At 70.4% G+C, this 18,607-nt stretch carries 9 protein-coding genes and 1 tRNA gene; 9 read left to right on the plus strand and 1 reads right to left on the minus strand.

Features of this window, described 5'->3' with window-relative positions; translation table 11 throughout:
• Window positions 1-5 precede the first annotated feature (5 nt).
• Window positions 6-911 (plus strand): diacylglycerol/lipid kinase family protein, encoded by a 906-nt coding sequence (locus ACR3IO_RS12015; RefSeq protein ID WP_434071441.1) that lies wholly within the window; start codon window positions 6-8, stop codon window positions 909-911.
• Between the two features lie 111 nt (window positions 912-1,022).
• Window positions 1,023-1,095: transfer RNA gene (locus tag ACR3IO_RS12020), tRNA-Glu, on the plus strand.
• Between the two features lie 228 nt (window positions 1,096-1,323).
• Here ACR3IO_RS12020 and ACR3IO_RS12025 read toward each other — a convergent pair.
• Entirely contained in the window at window positions 1,324-2,013 is a 690-nt protein-coding gene (locus ACR3IO_RS12025) for a TIGR00645 family protein (RefSeq protein ID WP_434071442.1), read from the minus strand.
• A gap of 220 nt (window positions 2,014-2,233) precedes the next feature.
• Between ACR3IO_RS12025 and ACR3IO_RS12030 the strand changes: the two genes are divergently transcribed.
• The 7 genes from ACR3IO_RS12030 to ACR3IO_RS12060 all read left to right on the plus strand — a co-directional run bounded on the left by ACR3IO_RS12030 (window position 2,234) and on the right by ACR3IO_RS12060 (window position 18,596).
• Window positions 2,234-3,256 carry a TerC/Alx family metal homeostasis membrane protein gene (locus ACR3IO_RS12030; protein WP_434071567.1) on the plus strand — a complete coding sequence of 341 codons (1,023 nt, stop codon included), beginning with the start codon at window positions 2,234-2,236 and terminating at the stop codon, window positions 3,254-3,256.
• A 104-nt stretch (window positions 3,257-3,360) separates the two neighbouring features.
• Window positions 3,361-4,245, plus strand: coding sequence for a PP2C family protein-serine/threonine phosphatase (locus ACR3IO_RS12035; protein WP_434071443.1), 885 nt, complete (start codon window positions 3,361-3,363; stop codon window positions 4,243-4,245).
• Window positions 4,226-5,440 carry an FHA domain-containing protein gene (locus tag ACR3IO_RS12040; protein WP_434071444.1) on the plus strand — a complete coding sequence of 405 codons (1,215 nt, stop codon included), beginning with the start codon at window positions 4,226-4,228 and terminating at the stop codon, window positions 5,438-5,440. Before ACR3IO_RS12035 ends, ACR3IO_RS12040 begins: the two co-directional genes overlap by 20 nt.
• Complete coding sequence (locus tag ACR3IO_RS12045) at window positions 5,440-7,158, plus strand: serine/threonine-protein kinase (RefSeq protein WP_434071445.1); 1,719 nt, start codon at window positions 5,440-5,442, stop codon at window positions 7,156-7,158. The genes ACR3IO_RS12040 and ACR3IO_RS12045 overlap by 1 nt, the downstream gene beginning before the upstream one ends.
• Window positions 7,155-7,865: a hypothetical protein gene (locus ACR3IO_RS12050; RefSeq protein WP_434071446.1), complete on the plus strand. Its 711-nt coding sequence runs from the start codon at window positions 7,155-7,157 to the stop codon at window positions 7,863-7,865. The genes ACR3IO_RS12045 and ACR3IO_RS12050 overlap by 4 nt, the downstream gene beginning before the upstream one ends.
• Window positions 7,862-13,120: an Ig-like domain-containing protein gene (locus ACR3IO_RS12055; protein ID WP_434071447.1), complete on the plus strand. Its 5,259-nt coding sequence runs from the start codon at window positions 7,862-7,864 to the stop codon at window positions 13,118-13,120. The genes ACR3IO_RS12050 and ACR3IO_RS12055 overlap by 4 nt, the downstream gene beginning before the upstream one ends.
• Before the next feature lie 118 nt (window positions 13,121-13,238).
• The gene (locus ACR3IO_RS12060) at window positions 13,239-18,596 is read left to right on the plus strand and encodes an Ig-like domain-containing protein (RefSeq protein WP_434071448.1); all 5,358 of its coding nucleotides are present in this window, start codon (window positions 13,239-13,241) and stop codon (window positions 18,594-18,596) included.
• The last annotated feature ends 11 nt before the right edge of the window (window positions 18,597-18,607 follow it).

Genomic DNA, 18,607 nt, shown 5'->3' on the forward strand with positions numbered 1-18,607 from the left:
ACTGCATGACCGCAGCCCCCAGGCGCCTCCTCGTCGCCGTGAATCCCTCGGCCTCGTTCGGACGCCACCGCGACGTCGGCGCGGGCGTCACGAGCCGCCTGATCGCCGAGGGGCACCAGGTGGCGATGCTGCAGGAGCCGAACTTCGAGCTCCTGCGTCGGGAGACCGAGCATGCGTTCGCCAGGGGGGTCGACGGGCTCGTCGTGGTCGGCGGCGACGGCATGGTGTCGCTCGCGGTCAACATCGTCGCCGGCACCGGGGTGCCGTTCGGCGTGGTGGCCGCTGGCACGGGCAACGACCTGGCCCGCGGCCTCGGGCTCCCGCACGACGATCCCGCTGCGGGGCTCGAGGCGCTCGTCGAGGCGGTCACCCGCGAGCCGCGCACGATCGACGCGGGCATCATCCGCAGGGAGGCTTCCGAGCCGGTCTGGTTCGCGGGCATCGTCTCCGCGGGGTTCGACGCACTCGTGAACGAGCGCGCGAATCGGATGACCCGCCCGAAGGGCCCGAGCCGGTACACGATCGCGCTCGTGCGCGAGCTCGCGACGTTCAGCCCGAGGCACTACACGATGACCATCGACGGCGTGCGGCGAGAGCAGGGCGCGATGCTCGTCTCGGTCGCGAACAACTCCTCGCTCGGGGGAGGGATGACCCTCGTCCCGCACGCCGACCTCTCGGACGGACTCCTCGACGTGTTCATCGTGCATCCGCTCTCGCGGGCGAGGCTCGTGGCGGTCTTCCCGAAGGTCTTCAAGGGGGAGCACACGACGCACCCCCGGGTCGAGTTCGTCCAGGCGAGGCGGGTGACGCTCGAGGCCGACGACGTCGTGGCCTATGCCGACGGCGAGCGGGTGGGCTCGCTGCCCATCGACGTCGAGGTGGTCCCGGGCGCGTTGAAGGTCTTCATCTGAGCCGTCGGGCGGATGCCGCGGAGCCCGCATCGCGGGCGTGTTCGGAGTCCGATCGCGGCTCGATTTGGAGAGCACGCCGAACGTGTGTCATACTCTTCAAGTTGTCAGTTCGGCCCCATCGTTTAGCGGCCTAGGACACCGCCCTCTCACGGCGGCAGCGCGGGTTCAAATCCCGCTGGGGTCACGTTTGTGACATCGCCTGACAACACACCGGAATGCCCCCGCCTCGGCGGGGGCATTCTGCGTTTCCGGACGTGTTCGGCGCGCGCGCCGGACTGCTCGGATCCGCGGCGAGCGGGTGGGCTCGCTGCCCATCGAGGACTGCACCGACCGGGCCATGCCGATTCCGGGGCGAGGCCCGCAGACGAGGAATGCCCCCGCCGAGGCGAGGGCATTCCGTCGTGCGGAGGGGCTAGACGCCGTGCGCCGCCGAGACCGGTTCCGGAGCCGAGGCCGCGGTCGCGGCATCCGGACGTCCCGAGGGGTTCGGGTAGGCGACCGGGAGTCCGTCGTGCACCTCGTGCGGGCCGACCTTGTGGTACGACATGCGGTCGATGGCCGCGAGCGCGAGCGCCGAGAGGATGAACACGCTGTGGATGATCACCTGCCACATGACGCCGTCGGTCGTCAGGTTGCCCGTGTAGCCGTCTCCGCCCACGTTGCCGATCTCGATGAACGACTTCAGCAGGTGGATCGACGAGATGCCGATGATCGCCATCGCGAGCTTGACCTTGAGCACGTTCGCGTTGACGTGGCTGAGCCATTCGGGCTGGTCGGGATGGCCGTTGAGGTTGATCTTCGACACGAAGGTCTCGTATCCGCCGATGATCACCATGATGAGCAGGTTCGCGATCATGACGACGTCGATGAGCCCGAGCACGATGAGCATGACGTCGGCCTCGTTCAGGTGGCCGAACTCGGCGATCAGGTGCCAGAGCTCCTTCATGAACAGGACGACGTACACGCCCTGGGCCACGATGAGGCCGAGGTAGAGCGGCGCCTGCAGCCACCGGCTCGTGAAGATCAGGCCGCCGACCGCGCGCGACCATGGCGCCGTGCGGTGGGGTGGGGTGGGTGATGCGGGCGTCGTCCTGGCGCTCACGGGTCTCCTTCTCGCGTAGGGGGGTTCGAGTCTATGGACGGCACCCGATAGACTCCCGAAAGCGAAGGGGAGTATCCCGCAGGGCGTTCATGCGTTCTGGGCCACGATCGTCAGTACGAGCGCCGAAGACGCCGCTCCGGGCGTGGCGGCGCACCGCAGGTGCGACCGGGAGAGACTTTCGGGTCCCGCTGTACCCAATTCTCCCGAAAGGCCGCACGTGCTGCAGCTCCCCGCCTGGTTCGAAATCGGATCCCTCGTGGTCCTCACCCTGATCCTCGTCGCCGACCTCCTCCTCGTCCTGAAGCGGCCGCACGTGCCGTCGTTCCGGGAGTCGACCCTCTGGGTCGTCTTCTACGTGGTGCTCGCCCTCATCTTCGCGCTGCTGATGTTCCTGCTCGGCGACGCCGAGCACGCGGGCCAGTTCATCGCGGGCTGGTTGACCGAGTACAGCCTCTCGATCGACAACCTGTTCGTCTTCGTGATCATCATGGCGAGGTTCGCCGTGCCGAAGAAGCTCCAGCAGGAGGTGCTCATGGTGGGCATCATCCTCGCGCTGATCTTCCGCGGCGTGTTCATCCTGCTCGGCGCGCAGCTCATTGAGAACTTCAGCTGGATCTTCTACATCTTCGGCGCCTGGCTCGTGTACACCGCCTACCAGCAGGCCTTCGTCGAGCACGACGACGACAAGGAGAACTTCATCGTGCGCATCCTGCGCAAGCGCGTGAAGATCTCCGACGACTACGACGGCATCAAGATCCGCACGACCATCGGCGAGCACCGCGTGTTCACGCCGATCCTGTTCGTCTTCATCGCGATCGGCACGACCGACCTGCTCTTCGCCCTCGACTCGATCCCCGCGATCTTCGGCATCACCCAGAGCGCGTTCATCGTGTTCACCGCGAACGTGTTCGCGCTCATGGGCCTGCGCCAGCTCTACTTCCTGCTCGGCGGCCTGCTCGAGCGCCTCGAGTACCTCAAGTACGGCATCGCGTTCATCCTCGCCTTCATCGGCGTGAAGCTCGTGCTGCACGCGATGCACGTGAACGAGCTCCCGTTCATCAACGGCGGCGAGCCCATCGAATGGGCTCCCGAGATCTCGACCTGGATGTCGCTCGGCGTCATCGTCGCGGCCATGGCGGTCGCCACGGTCGCCAGCGTGATCAAGGCGAACGTCGACGCCAAGCAGCGCGGTCACAAGCTCATGGAGGAAGTGCCCCACTTCACCGACGACGACGCCCGCTGACGACATCGTCCGACCCGGGCGCCGCGACTTGCTAGTTTGGGGTGGCGGCGCCGGGGTTGCGGCGCCCGGGAATCTCCCGGTGGTGAACGGCGACGAGGAGCACCGTGTCCCCTGATGGCGAAGACGTCGTCGCGCTCGAGCAGGCCTCGGCCGTGATCGCTCACAGCGCGCGAACGGATGTCGGGCGCGTGCGCAGCGTGAACGAGGACGCGTTCCTCGCGGAGGCTCCGGTATACCTCGTGGCCGACGGCATGGGCGGTCATGCGCGCGGCGACGCGGCGAGCCGCACGGTCGTCGAGACGTTCCGGCGGCACCTCGCCGTGGGCGAGCCCTCGACGCCCGAGCAGGTCCTCGACGCGATCCACTCGTCCAACGAGGCCGTCCGCGCATTGAGCGAGGAGGGCGACGAGGGCACCGCGGTGGCCGGCACGACGCTCACGGGCGTGGTACTCGTCGACGCGGGCGACGGTGCCGGATTCCACTGGCTCGCGTTCAACGTCGGCGACTCCCGCATCTACACCTGGGACGGCCGGACGCTCCGTCAGTTGAGTGTCGACCACTCCGCCGTGCAGGAGCTCGTCGACGCCGGACTCCTGAGCGCCGAGGAGGCCGAGCGGCACCCCGACCGCAATGTCATCACGCGGGCGATCGGAGCCGACGACGTGGCCGAACCCGACCTCTGGCTGATCCCCGCGACCGGCCGCCAGGTGTTCGTGCTCTGCTCCGACGGCCTCAGCAAGGAGGTCGCCGACGCGGACATCGCGCGCATCCTGACCGGTGACACCGGGCATGCCGCAGGGCTCGCCGGCGAGCTCGTCGACCTCGCGATCGAACACGGGGGTCGCGACAACGTGACCGTCGTCGTGGTCGAGTCGGCCCTCGCGGTCGCCGACGACGAGTCCACGAGGGACCGGGCCGGCGAGTCGTCGGTGAACGAGGACACCACGCCCCGACGAGAGGAGGCCGCCGATGGCGACCTACACGGCTGATACCGATGGCGTGGCGCTCGCGGCGGTGCGCGGCGCCGCCGTCCTGCTGGTGCCCGTCGAAGCTGCCGACGCCCTGCACGATCTCTGGGCGCAGTTGGCCGACCCCGATCCCACGCGGGCCGTGCTCGACCGGCTCACCGCGGGCGGACTCTCCGCGACGCCCTCGTTCGCCCTCGCCGTGCACGCCGAGAGCGGCGACGAGGTCAGGCTCGTCATCCGCGGTCCGTTCACCGCGAGGGTCGACTTCGAGGTCGTCGACGGAGCGGGCGTGTCCACCTGGGTCGAACGCGTCGTCACCGGTCGCACGATGGTCCTGAGGGCCACGGATGCCGTGACCGGCGACCTGCCGTCGCTCCCGATCGTCGAGGGCGTGGTCCCCGCGGCATCCGTCACCTCTATCGGGGCCGAGGTCCGTGCCGCGGTGCGGCCGACGCCGACGGAATCGGCGTCCGCTCGCGTGGCCCCGCTGCCGGCGGCGCCGAGCGAACCCGTGACGCCGACGACGTCGGTGCCCGTGTCGGTGCCCGTTCCCCTGGAGTCCCTCCCGCCGGCGATGGAGCTGCTGCCGCCGGCCGTTCCGGCGCCCACCGGCATCCCGACCGCGCAGGAACCGGTCGATGACGCCACGGTGGTCTCGTCCGGCTTCGGCGCCCGACCTGATTCCGAGCCCGGCTCGGAGGCCGGTCAGGAGGCCGCGTCGGCAGGGACCGAGCAGACCCTGATCCCGCCGGCCGAGAACACGGCCGGCGATCACGACGGCATGACGATCGTCGGCTCCGACCTGCAGCGCCTGCGAGCAGCGCGCGCCGCCACGCCGTCGGCGCCCGCGGCCGGGTCGACCGCGGAAGCGGAGGCCAAGGCGCTCGGCATCCGGATGCCCGACGGAACGCTCGAGCCCATCTCCCACGAGGTCCTGCTCGGGCGTGCGCCCAGCACGAGCCGGATCAGCGGCGGACGGCTCCCTCGGGTCGTCGCCATCGGTGCGGGCGACCAGGACATCTCGCGCAACCACGTTCGCATCGCGGTCGAGGGCGACACCGTCGTGGTCACGGACCTGCACTCCCGAAACGGCACCCACGTCGCCCAGCCCGGCAAGGCCCCGGTACGACTGCGGGCGGGGGAGCCGACGCCCGTGCTCACCGGCACCGTCGTCGACCTCGGCGGCGGCTGGACCCTCCAGGTGGTCGCGATCTGATGCGGCGCGCCACCTCCACGCCTCCGGAACTGCCCGGCTACACCCCCCTCAACCTGCTCGGCTCCGGCGGATTCGCCGACGTGTTCCTGTACGAGCAGCGCCTGCCCAGGCGCAAGGTCGCCGTGAAGGTGCTGCTCACCGAGCAGCTCGGCCGCGACACGCGGGCGCAGTTCGTCGCCGAGGCGAACCTGATGGCCCAGCTGTCGGCGCATCCGTTCATCGTGACGATCTTCCACGCGGATGTCTCGGCCGACGGCCGCCCCTACTTCGTCATGGAGTACTGCTCCGGGCCGAGCCTGTCCGAGCAGTACAAGCGCCAGCCGTTCGCGGTCGCCGATGCGCTCCGCACCGGCATCCGCATCTCGGGGGCCGTCGCCACCGCGCATGCCGCCGGCATCCTGCACCGCGACATCAAGCCGGCGAACGTGCTCACCAACGACTACGGGTGGCCGGCGCTCACCGACTTCGGCATCTCGTCCAACCTCGACGGCGAGCTGCCCGTGCACACGATGACGATCCGACCGGGCGAGGCCGCCACGGGCGGCACCGGGTCGGCCGCCGTCGGCATGAGCGTGCCGTGGTCGCCGGCGGAGATGTTCGGCGACGACCCGCGCCCCGACCCCCGGAGCGACGTGTTCTCGCTCGCCGCCACCGTGCACACGCTGCTCGCCGGCCGGTCGCCGTTCGAGGTCCCCGGGCGGTCCAACGGCACGCTCGACCTCATCGGCCGCATCGAACGCGGGTCGATCACGCCCATGCAGCGCGATGACGTGCCGCGCAGCCTGACGTCCGTGCTGGCGAAGGGCATGGCCGTGCGCCGGGAGGACCGGTATCCGAGCGCGGTCGAGTTCGCCCGCGCCCTGCAGCGCGTCGAGCTCGAGCTCGGCTATGCGGCCACCACGATCGAGGTCCCGAACCTCGTCGTGGCCGAGTCGGACCCATCCGAAGACGAGGCGGATGCCACGCGCGCACGCGGCGTACGCACGATCGACGCCCAGGGCGGTGCCGACGCGGCGCAGCAGGCCGACGCGACCGTCGCGCGGGCGCCGCAGCAGGTCGTCGCGCAGCCGGCCGCGCGTACGGAGGCCGAGGCGTCCCCCGTGAACGGCGTCGTCGAGGATCGCACGGTCGTGCGCGCGCCGGCATCGACCGCGTCGACCGCACCGACGGTGCCGGTCGCACCCTCCGAGATCGATGACGGCACGGTCGTCCGACCGGCCGGTACGGCGCCCGCCGTCCATCGCGATCGCTCGGGTGACGCGACCGGCCCGGGCGCGGCATCCGCTCCCGCGGGCAGCGCGCCTGCCCGTCGGTCGAAGACCGGCCTCGTCGTCGCCATCGTGGCGGCCGTGATCGTGGTCGGTTCCATCGCGACGGCGATCGCGATGTCCGGCTCGCTGCCGGGGCCGGTGGCGGATCCGCCCGCGACCACGAGCGGTGAGGACGCCGTCGCCGAGGTGACCGTTCCGATGCCGACCGTCGCACCCGGGGTGCCCTCGGCCGACGGCACGAGCGTCGCGTTCGACGTGTCCGTCGAAGGCCCCGAGGCGGGCGACCTCTTCCGCTGGGAGCGTTCCGACGGCAGCGGATCCGTGCAGGTCGCCGAGGCGTCGCCGATCATCGTCGAGGGGGTCGCACCCGGTTCGACGGTCTGCATCGACGTGCAGACGCAGCGCGGGAGCAAGACCTCCGAACCGGCGAAGGGTTGCACGCCGTGAGGGCGCTCAAGGTCGAGTACTGCGGTGAGTGGTACACGGTCGACACCGGTCGGTCGTTCACGATCGGCCGCGACGCCGACCTCACGATCGACGAGAACCCGTACCTGCACCGCGTGTTCCTCACGCTCTCGTTCGAGTACGGGCTCTGGTGGCTGCAGAACGTCGGCCAGCTGCTGGCCGCGACCGTCTCGGACGCCACGGGCAGCGTGCAGGCCTGGGTCGCACCGGGGGCCAAGCTGCCGCTCGTCTTCCAGCAGGTGCAGGTGATCTTCAGCGCGGGCGCCACGACGTACGAGTTCGCGATCCACGCCGAGGAGGACTTCTACAACACCTCGCTCACGGCCACCACGACCGACGGCGGGACGACCATCATGCCGGTCGCGCTCACGTCGACGCAGCGGCTGCTCGTGGTCTCGCTCGCCGAGCGCGTGCTCCTGCAGCCGTCGGCGGGTCGCGCGACCGTGCCGACGTCGGCGGAGGCCGCCGCCCGGCTCGGGTGGAGCATGACGACCTTCAACCGCAAGCTCGACAACGTGTGCGAGAAGCTCGACCGGCTGGGCGTCGACGGACTCCGGGGCGGGCGCGGCAAGCTCGCGACCAATCGGCGCATGCGGCTGGTGGAGTACGCGGTGGCCACCCGGCTCGTCAGCGTCGACGACCTGCCGCTCCTCGATCGACCCAGCGCGCCCGAAGACCCGGCGGCGTGAGGTCGTCGCTGCGGCGGAACCGACGTCGAGAGCTCGCATCGATCGCCGCGCTCGCGCTCCTCATCGGGGTCCCGACCGGCATCGCCGTCCTGCACCACGGCTTCCCCGTGACCGATGTCGACCTCGATGCGCGCAACGTGTGGGTCACGAACGGCGAGGAGCTCCTCGCCGGGCGGCTCAGCAAGCCCATCGCCGAGCTCGACGGTGCGGTGAGCACGGCGTCACGGCACGTCGACGTCCTCCAGCACGGCGACGACGTCTTCCTCCACGACGGCGACGCGGGCGCGATCGAGCGTATCGATCCGTCGTACACCACCCTCGTCGAGCGCACCGAGGTGCCGCCGGGATCGACGGTCGCGTACGGGGGAGACGTACTCGCCGTCATGTCGCCGGCCGGTGACGTGTGGGCCATCGATGCTGCCGCTCCGCTCGCCCTCGACGCGACCGACGCGACCGCGCTCGTCGAGGCGGGGAGCGGCGCGATGCTCGCGGTCACGCCTGCGGGCACCGTGTTCGTGAGCTCCCCTCGAGAGCGCACGCTCCTCCGGTTCGATCGATCGGGCGGCGAGCCGGACCGAACGGGCCTGCCCGAGCTCGGCGCCCATCAGTTGGCCGCCGTCGGCGAGCATCCGGTGATCCTCGATCTCGAAGGCGATCGGGTGATCACCGACCAGGCGACCATCGACCTGCCGGCGGGGGCCGTCGCTCTCCAGCAGACCGGACCCGACGACGACTCGGTGCTCGTGGCCACCGGTACGGAGCTCCTCGATGCCCCGCTCGACGGGGGCGACGTACGACGGATCGACGTCGGCATCACCGCCGACCTCACGGATTCCGCGGACGTGTCGGCCCCGGTCCGGCTCGACGGGTGCGCCCACGGCGCCTGGGCGGGAGCGGGCCGGTACGCCGTCGCCTGCGGGGAGGGCGGCACCGCACGCTCCATCGAGCTGGACCGGCCGACCCACGACACCGAACTCGTGTTCCGCGTGAATCGGAGCGTGATCGCGTTGAACGACGTCCTCGGCGGCAACGCATGGCTCGTCGACAGCGACCTGCGGCTGATCGAGGACTGGGCCGAGGTGACGCCGCCCGACGAGGAGCAGGCGGAGGACGGCGACGAGGTCTCCTCGACGCAGTCGTTCGAGGACACGATCGCCCAGCGGACCGACCGCAACCGACCACCGACCGCGCGCGACGATGTCTTCGGGATTCGACCGGGGACGACCACGATCATCCCGGTGCTCGACAACGACACCGACCCCGACGGCGACGTGCTCACCATCGCCACGATCGGCGAGGTGGCCGAGTCGCAGGGCGTCGTGGACGTGATCGACGGCGGGCGGGCCCTGCAGTTCACCCCGTCGGCGTCGATGTCGGGCTCCCTCAGCTTCCGGTACGCCGCCACCGACGGCCACCCGGGTGGGATCTCGGAGGCCCAGGTCGACCTCGCGATCGCTCCGTTCGAGGAGAACGCCGCGCCCGAGGCGCGGAGTGCCGTGGCGACCAGCGTCGAGCAGGGGCAACGCGTGTCGATCAACGTGCTGCGGGACTGGCGCGATCCCGACGGCGACGCGATCTTCCTCGTCTCCGCGACGCCGCGGAGCGGCGACGCCGTGAGCTTCGCGCCCGACGGCGAGGTGAGCTTCGAACACCGATCGAGCGAGCTCGGCACGAAGGAGGTCGCGTTCGTCGTCTCCGATGGCACCGACCAGGCGACCGGGACCCTCATCGTCGAGGTGGAGCCGGCGGGCTCGCTGCACCCGGTCGGAACACCCGACTTCGCCGAGACGACCGTGGGCACGGCGGTGGCCGTCGAGCCGCTCGCGAACGACACGAGCCCGTCGGGAGCGCCACTCGCCCTGCTCGGGCTGCAGGAGTTCCCGGACGGCGTCGAGGTCAAGCCGAACCTCGAGCGGGGAACGATCTCCGTCACCGCCGCCGAGCCCGGCAGTTACACGGTGCTCTACCAACTCGGCGCTGGAGCCTCCTCGAGCGTCGGGCTCCTCCGCGTCGACGTCCACGAGCGCTCTGAGGAGCCCCGGTCGCCGATCGCGGTCGCCGACATCGCCTACCTCCGCGCCGGGGTGCCGATCTCGGTCCCGGTGCTCGCCAACGACGTCTCCCCGAACGGCGACGTGCTCGGCGTGCAGGCTGTCGACGCGAACGGCGCGGATGCTTCGCTCGCGATCGAGGTGCTGACGAACGCGGTGGTGCGGATCACGCCCTCGTCGGCCCTGACCGAGCAGGTGCAGCTCCGTGTGACGATCGGCGACGGCCGGTCGACCGCCACCTCGGGCCTGACCGTGGTGCCGATCCCGCCACTGGTGAAGCATCAGCCGCCGGTCGCGGTCGACGACGACGTCCGCGTGCGCGCCGGCGACATCGTGTCGGTGCCGGTGCTCGACAACGACCACCATCCCGATCAGGCGCCGCTCGACGTGGCGCCCGAACTGGTCGACGATGACGCAGCGGCCGGTGGCCTCGCGTTCGTGAGCGGCGATCGGGTCCGCTTCCAGGCGCCCGACGAACCGGGTGTGTTCTCGGTCGACTACCGCGTCGTCGATGCCCATGGCGAGACCGCCGTCGCATCGGTGCGGTTCACCGTCGTCGGCCGAGGGGGCGAGAACTCGGCGCCGAGCGCCGCCCCGCTCACGACCCGGACGTTCGCCGGGTCGACGGTGAAGGTCGAGGTGCCGACGCACGGCCTCGATCCCGACGGCGACTCCGTCGCCGTGCGCGGCGTCACGTCGACGCCACGCCTCGGTCGGATCACGGCGACCGACACCGGGAGCATCGAGTACCAGGCGTATCCCGGGATGTCGGGCACCGATGCCTTCGAGTACGAGGTCGAGGACACCGGGGGCGAACGGGCGACCGGGACGATCCGCGTCGGCGTGATCCCGAGGCCGGCGACCGACGCGCCGCCGAACGCCGTCGACGACCTGATCGAGATCAGGCCGGGCAGCGTCGCCTCGGTTCCCGTCTGGCGCAACGACTCCGACCCGAACGGCTATCGGCTCGCGGTCGACGAGGAGCTCGTCGAGGTCGACGAGGGCATCGAGGCCTCGGTCGAGCAGAACCGGGTCATCGTGGAGGCACCTCGAACGGAGGGGACCTTCACGATCCGCTATCGCATCGGCAACGGGCACGGCGGAGTGGACACGGCCTTCGTGCAGGTGCTCGTCTCGGAGGATGCGCGGCCCGTCCACCCGAGTTCGGTCGACCAGTTCGTCGCAAACGAAGATCTCGAGGATGACACGGCTGTGGTCGACGTGCTCGAAGGGGCCGAGAATCCCGGCGGCCGGATCTCCGACCTCGTGGTGTCGCTCGAGGGGCCGGGATCCGCGCACGGCGAGATCCTTCCTGACGGAGAGGTCCGTGTCCGGGCCGGTGACGAACGGCGGACCCTCGCCTACCGGCTGACCAACTCGGTCGACGGGCTCGCGACGACCTCGTTCATCATCGTGCCGCCGCGGCCCGACGGCGGCGAGGCATCGGAGGCAACCGCTGCACCGCCCTACCTCGTCGACCTGCCGCCGCAGCGGACTCCGGTCGACACGCCGATCGAGTGGTCGGTCGCCGACCTCGTGGTGGTGCCGTCCGGCCGTCCGCCGCTCGTGCTGTCGGCGTCGGCGACCAACGGCGACGGCTCCGACGTGGAGCTCGACGGCGCGACCCTGCGGTTCGCACCAGCCAAGGGGTATCGCGGGCCGGCATCCGTCAGCTTCGCCGTCACCGACGGCACCTCGGAATCCGATCCCGACGGCGCCCTCGCGCTCCTGACCATCCCGGTGACCGTCGCCGACGCCGACCTCGCCGACGTGGCGCCCACCTTCACCGCGCAGTCCGTGACGGTCGAGGCCGGCGAGGACCCGCTCGTCATCGACCTGCGTGATTCGGCGGCCCACCCGAATCCGACGCTCGTCGAGGAGATCTCCTTCGGGGGCCTCACCGGGGCGACGACGGACGTGAACGCGGTCCTGACCGGTTCCCAGCTCATGCTCACGGTGCCGCGCGGCGTGCAACCGGGTGCGACGGCGACGATCGGGTTCGAGGTGCGGCTGCGCGACTTCGTCGTGCCAGGCGGGATCGAGGTCGTGGTCGTCTCCTCCACCCGGCCGTTGGCGCGGGCGGTCGCCGACCCCGACGAGACGGCCGGCGCGGTGCACCGCCCCGCGCAGACGATCGTGCTCGACGTGCTCGCCAACGACTTCGATCCGTTCGCGGCACAGGGGGAGCGGCTTCGTGTGGTCGGCGCCGTGCTCGACCAGTCGGAGGTCGCCGCCGTCGCGGCGATCTCCTTCACCGACGACACGGTGACGATCCGCACGGGCCCGGCGGCGACCGGCACGTTGAGCGCGGTCTACACGGTCCAGGATGCGACGGGCGACCGCACACGTCGCGTGCAGGGTCGCATCGCGCTCTCGATCGTCGACGTCCCCGATGCGCCGCGCGCCCCGACCGTGGTCGAGGGCGATGCGCAGGCGAGCGTCACCATCTCGTCGACGGCGTCGAACAACGCGCCGATCATCGACTACTCGGTGACGTGGTCCGGCGGACAGCTGACCGTGCCCCGGGAGGGGACGTACACGGTCTCGGGGCTGCGGAACGGGACCGACTATGCCTTCCGCGTGACCGCTCGCAACGCCGTCGGCTCGTCCGCCGCATCGCCGGAGAGCGTGTCGGTGCGGCCGTTCGGGGTGCCTGGAGCGCCGGCGAGTGCACGGCTCAGCGCGACCATGAACGGCACGGGCGACATGACCCTCAGTTGGTCCCCGCCCGCCAGCGACGGTGGCCGCGGCGTCGGCGAGTACCGGTGGCGACAGGTGGGCACCGCCGGCTCGCAGGCCACGAACGCCACCGCGGTGAACATCCGCGGCACGGTCGGCGCCCCGGTGGCGTTCGAGGTGCAGGCCTGCAACGCCCGCGGTTGCGGCGAGTGGGCGACGTCGAACTCGGCGACGCCGACGGCGCCACCGCCCTGGACGCCGACGCACCACTCGACGACGATCACCCAGTCGACTTGCCCGGAGCCGGCATCGGCGTACCCTTCGGGGCCGTGGAACGCCGACAGCGGATGCGCCTTCCAGCCGCAGGGCGCGCTGCCGGCCGGCACCGTGATCGACGCGCACTGCTACTCCCAGCGCAACGGCGAGCACTGGCTCTACTTCACCTCGGAGGTCGGCGTCTACGACGGCTGGTTCGTCTTCGCCGACCACACGAGCAGGCCGGGGCGCTCGCTCCCCGACTGCTGAGCCCGCCCATGGGAACCGCTCCCCATTCGGGGGACACGGTGGGCCGTGTTAGGTTATGCCGGAGCGCCGCCCATGGGTCGGCCGGGCGCTCATCCACCGCAGCATGAGGAGTCGAACCGTGAGCACGTTCACCTCATGGCTCCGTGCACGCAAGACGCTCGCCTCCGGCCTGGCCATCGCCGTGCTCGCGGGTGTTCCCGTCACGATCGCGGTGCTCCACGAGGGGTTCCCCGTGACCGATCCAGACCTGCGGGCGCGTGAGGTCTGGGTCACGAACGCCGAAGAGCTGCTCACGGGTCGCCTGAACCGGCAGATCGAGGAGCTCGACGCGGCGGTCTCCACCGCGTCCAACGAAGCCGACGTCTTCCAGAACGGCGACGACGCCTTCATCTATGACCGCTCCGTCGGATCGATCGAGCGCATCGACCCCTCGTTCACGACGCTGTCGCAGCGCATCGACGTGCCGCCCGCCTCCCGGGTCGCCTACGGTGGCGACGTCATCGCCGTGCTCTCGCCCGAGGGTGAACTGTGGAGCATCCCCGCCGGCGCCGAACTCTCCTTCGACTGGCGCGGCACCGAGCCGCTCGTGGATCTCGGCAAGGGCGCTCGCTTCGCCGTGACCGACGAGGGCACCATTCTGACCACCCAGCCCAATGGTCGGCTGCAGCGCTTCGTGCGGGGGGCCGCCGGCGAGCCAGCGACCGTCGACCTCCCCAAGCTCGGCACCCACCAACTGGCCGCCGTCGGCGAGCGGGCGGTCGTCTTCGACGAGGAGTCGAACGAACTGATCGTCGAAGGGCGTGCGACGAAGCTGCCCGCGCCCGGCATCCGCCTGCAGCAGTCGAGTGCCGAGCACGACGCCGCCTACGTGGCGACCGCCGCCGGCCTGGTGGAGGTCGGCCTCGATGACGGCGCAGTGCGCGAGCTCGATCTCGACGAGCCCGCCGCCGACTCAGGTGCTGCGGATGTCGCGGCGCCGGTCTGGCTCGACGGCTGCGTCCATGGCGCCTGGGCATCGAACGGCCGCTACCTCGTCTCGTGCGACGACGAGAAGCCGCGCACGATCGCGATCGATCAGCCGACCGCCGGGTCGCGGCTCGAGTTCCGCGTCAATCGCGACGTGATCGCCCTCAACAACCTCACCAACGGCAACGCCTGGCTCGTCGACTCCGACCTCCGGCTCGTCGACAACTGGGAGGAGGTCACGCCGCCCGAGGAGAGCGACGAGCTCGAGGGCGACGAGAAGAGCGCCCAGCAGACCTTCGAGGACACGATCGCCGAGCGGACCGACCAGAACCGGCCGCCCGTCGCGCGCGAGGACGACTACGGCGCACGCCCGTCCCGCACCACGATCCTCGACGTGCTCGAGAACGACACCGACCCCGACGGCGACGTGCTGACGGTCTCCTCGACGACGGGCATCCCCGAATCGATGGGACGCATCGAGGCGATCGACGGCGGCCGCGCGCTGCAGTTCTCGCCGGCAGAGTCGGCCGCGGGCACCGTCTCGTTCCGCTACTCGGTCGACGACGGCCGTGGCGGCGTCGCCGAGACATCCGTCAACGTGCGCATCGTGCCCGAGAGCGAGAACACGGCACCGACCTCGCTGCGGTCGGGCGCCATCAGCGTCGAGCAGGGCCAGCAGGTCTCCTACAACGTGCTCACCGACTGGCGCGACCCCGACGGCGACGACCTCTACCTGGTGAACGCCTCCCCGATCGGAGGCGACAACGTTCGCTTCAGCCCCGACGGCTACCTGACCTTCCAGCACAAGTCGGCGGAGCTCGGGCAAAAAGAGGTGCAGTTCACGATCTCCGATGGGCAGACCGCGGCGACGGGCACCCTCACCGTCGAGGTCAAGCCCACGGGCGACCTGAACCCGATCGGCACGCCAGACTTCGCGCGCGTCTTCGCCGGCGAGTCCACGCTCATCGAGCCGCTCACCAACGACATCTCGCCGTCCGGCGCCCCGCTGACGCTCCTCGGCATCGAGGAGGTGCCCGAAGACGCCACCGTGACCCCGAACCTCGAGCGGGGCTCGATCACGTTCGAGAGCGACGCGCCCGGCGACTACGTGTTCGTCTACAACCTCGGTGCAGAGGCCACGGTGAGCGTCGGCCTGATCCGCGTGCAGGTCGTGGAGCAGCCCGAGGACGCCCTCGCTCCCATCGCGGTGAAGGACACCGCCTACCTCCGACCCGGCGAACCGCTCTCGATCCCGGTGCTGGCGAACGACGTGTCGCCGTCGGGCCGGGTGCTCGCGGTGCAGTCGGTCGACGACACCGCCACCGAGGGGCTCGTCTCCGTCGAGATCCTGACCAACACGGTCACGCGCGTGACCGCGTCGGCGGCGCTCGACCGGCAGCTGCAGTTCAGCTACACCGTGTCCGACGGCATCAACACCGCGACCACGACCGTCACGGTCGTGCCGGTGCCACCGTTGGTGAAGAACCAGCCGCCGGTCGCGGTCGACGACCGCGCCATCGTGCGCGCCGGCGACATCGTCACGGTGCCGGTCACGAAGAACGACTTCCACCCCGATGCGGCGACGTTCCACGTGCTGCCGGAGCTCAAGTCGGTCGGCGACCTCAGGGGCCTGGCCTTCGTCGATGAGGACACCGTGCGATACCAGGCACCCGAGGAGCCCGGGGTGTACAGCGTGTCGTACACGATCGGCGACGAGGCCGCCCAGACCGCGAAGGCCAAGCTCTCCTTCACCGTGGTCGCCCGCGACGCCGAGACGAACCGACCGCCGCTGCCCACGCCGATCACCTCGCGTACCTTCGCCGGCTCGGCGGTCAAGATCGACATCCCGCTCGACGGCCTCGATCCCGAGGGCGACTCGGTCACGCTCACCGGCATCACCGTCGCGCCGTCGCTCGGGCGCCTCATCGACCGTACGAGCACCTCCCTCACCTACGAGGCGCTGCCGGGGTCGGCCGGCACCGACACGTTCGAGTACGAGGTCCGCGACACCTCCGGCGCAACGGCCACCGGCACCATCCGCATCGGCGTGATCCCGCGTCCGCCCGTGCAGCTGCCGCCCACGGCCGTCGACGACGCGATCGAGATGAAGCCCGGTCGCACGGCCTCGGTCGAGGTGCTCCTGAACGACTCCGACCCGAGCGGGTACAGCCTGCACGTGGCGAAGCTCGCCGATGTCGACGAGGGCATCACGGCCGAGATCCGCGACCGCCGGCGGGTCGTCGTCGAGGCGCCCGACGAGGAGGGCGCGTACACGATCCGGTACGAGATCTCCAACGGCCACGGGGGAGCGGATGCCGCCTTCCTCCAGATCGCCGTCACCGAAGACGCCGTCATCCTGCCGCCGACCGCCGAAGACCAGGTCATCGAGCCCGAACAGGTGCTCGACGGCGAGAAGGTCACCGTCACGCCGCTCGCCGATGCGACGAACCCGGGCGGGCTCGTCGAAGACCTGGTCGTGACCGTCGAGGGACCGAACGCGTCCAAGGCCGAGATCGACGGCGACGGTCGCATCACGGTCGAACCCGGTCGGCAGCGCTACGCGGTCGCCTACCGCTTGACCAACGAGCTCGACGACCTCTCCGCGATGGCGTTCGTCATCGTCCCGCCGGTGCCGGCCGGCGACGGCACGGTCGAGGAGACCCTCGAGACGCCGCCGCCCACCGAGAAGCAGAAGACCCCCGAGGAGCTCGCGGCCGAGGAGAAGGCGAAGTACCCTGCGCCGTACCTGAAGGACCTCGACCCGATCGTGGTGCCGATGAACGGCGAGATCGCGTGGAGCGTCGACGACCTCGTCGAGGTGCCGTCGGGCAACCCCGCGCTCATCCTCACGGCGAACGCGACGGCCACCGACGAGAACCCCTATGTCGACGGCACCAACCTGCAGTACGTCCCCAAGACCGACTACCGCGGCCAGGCCTCGCTCACCTTCGAGGTCACCGACGGCAAGAGCGCCGACGATCCCATCGGGCGCTCGGCGATCCTCACCCTGCCGATCACCGTCGGCGATCCCGAGTTCGACGATGCGCCGCCGACGTTCACCCCGCGCACCGAATCGATCGAGGCCGGCGAGAAGCCGATCGAGATCGACCTCCGGCAGTCCAGCGACCAGCCGAACCCCGACAACATCGAGCGCATCACCTACACGAACCTCGACGGCACGAGCGCCGACATCGAGGCCGAGATCGTCGACGGTGCGACGCTGCGCATGTTCGCACCGCTCGGCGTGCAGCCCGGAGCCTCGACCAGGCTCACCTTCGACGTTAACTTCAACGAGTTCACCGTGCCCGGCTACGTCGACGTCAAGGTCGTCTCCTCGACCAGGGCCTTGCCTGATGCGAACGACGACCTCGACACCGAGATGGACCGCAGCGACTCGAAGGCGATCGACGTGCTCGCCAACGACTTCAACCCATTCGAGCAGGACGGTGTGCCGCTCAGGATCGTCGCGGCCGACATCAACCAGGCGGATGTCGGATCGAACGCGTCGGTCTCGTTCACGGCGAAGGAGATCACGGTGAGCACCGGAGCCGCCTTCACCGGCACGCTCTCGGTCATCTACACGATCGAGGACGGCACGAAGGACGAGGCGCGTCGTACGACCGGCAACGCCACGGTCATCGTGCGCGCCGCACCGGATGCCCCGAACCAACCCGGCGCGTCCGCGAGCGACGCCGCTGCGACGGTCACGTGGACGGCACCGGCAACCAACAACTCGCCGATCACGCACTACGAGGTGAGCTGGTCGCCGGGCAGCGGTTCGCAGATCGTCGGCCCCGATGCCAACTCCGCGGCGATCGGCGGGCTCACGAACGGCACGACCTACACGTTCTCGGTGCGTGCCGAGAATCAGCACAAGGGCTGGGGCGCCTGGTCCACCCCGAGCGCCGGCGTCACGCCGTACGGCACGCCGTCCGCGCCGCGCGACGTGAGTGCCCGAGCAACGGGCGACGGCTACGCTCCAGCGACGGTCGACGTGAGTTGGAACCCGCCCGCCGACACCGGTGGCGGCGGGGTGACCTACACCGTGTCGCTCGGTGGCTCGACGAAGACCGTCACGGGCACGTCGACGTCGTTCGGCGGAGTCGGCGCGGGATCGCACCAGGTGCGCGTGACCGCGACGAACAACGGGAGCCAGAAGACCGGGCCGGCGGCGGGAACGAGCGTCGGCGTCGACACGAGGCCGCCGCCGCCCAGGACGGTCTCGCTCAGCAAGGGCACCCGCGTTGGCTACTACAGCGGCACGTACGGGTACTGCGGCGGCAACTGCTGGTTCTACAACGTGTCGGTATCCAACTTCCCGGCGGGGTCCACAGTGACGGTCACCCCGTACTGCAACGGTGGCGCACTGAGCGGCCGCTATCGGATCAACGTGAACGGCAGTGGCAGCGGCAGCTACACCGGCGGTTGGAGTGGCGGCAACCCGCAGAGCTTCTGCGGTCACGCCAATGCATACGTCACCGTCGATGGCGTTCAGAGCAACAATTGGTGACCCCGGTCCCG

It is taken from the genome of Agromyces sp. Marseille-Q5079 (genome assembly GCF_051016555.1).
Taxonomy (GTDB): Bacteria; Actinomycetota; Actinomycetes; order Actinomycetales; family Microbacteriaceae; genus Agromyces.

Bases quoted from the DNA above. Each gene is read 5' to 3' on its own strand.
- ACR3IO_RS12015 (WP_434071441.1), top strand. From the start codon at position 6: ATGACCGCAGCCCCCAGGCGCCTCCTCGTCGCCGTGAATCCCTCGGCC.
- ACR3IO_RS12045 (WP_434071445.1), top strand. From the start codon at position 5,440: ATGCGGCGCGCCACCTCCACGCCTCCGGAACTGCCCGGCTACACCCCC.
- ACR3IO_RS12040 (WP_434071444.1), top strand. From the start codon at position 4,226: ATGGCGACCTACACGGCTGATACCGATGGCGTGGCGCTCGCGGCGGTG.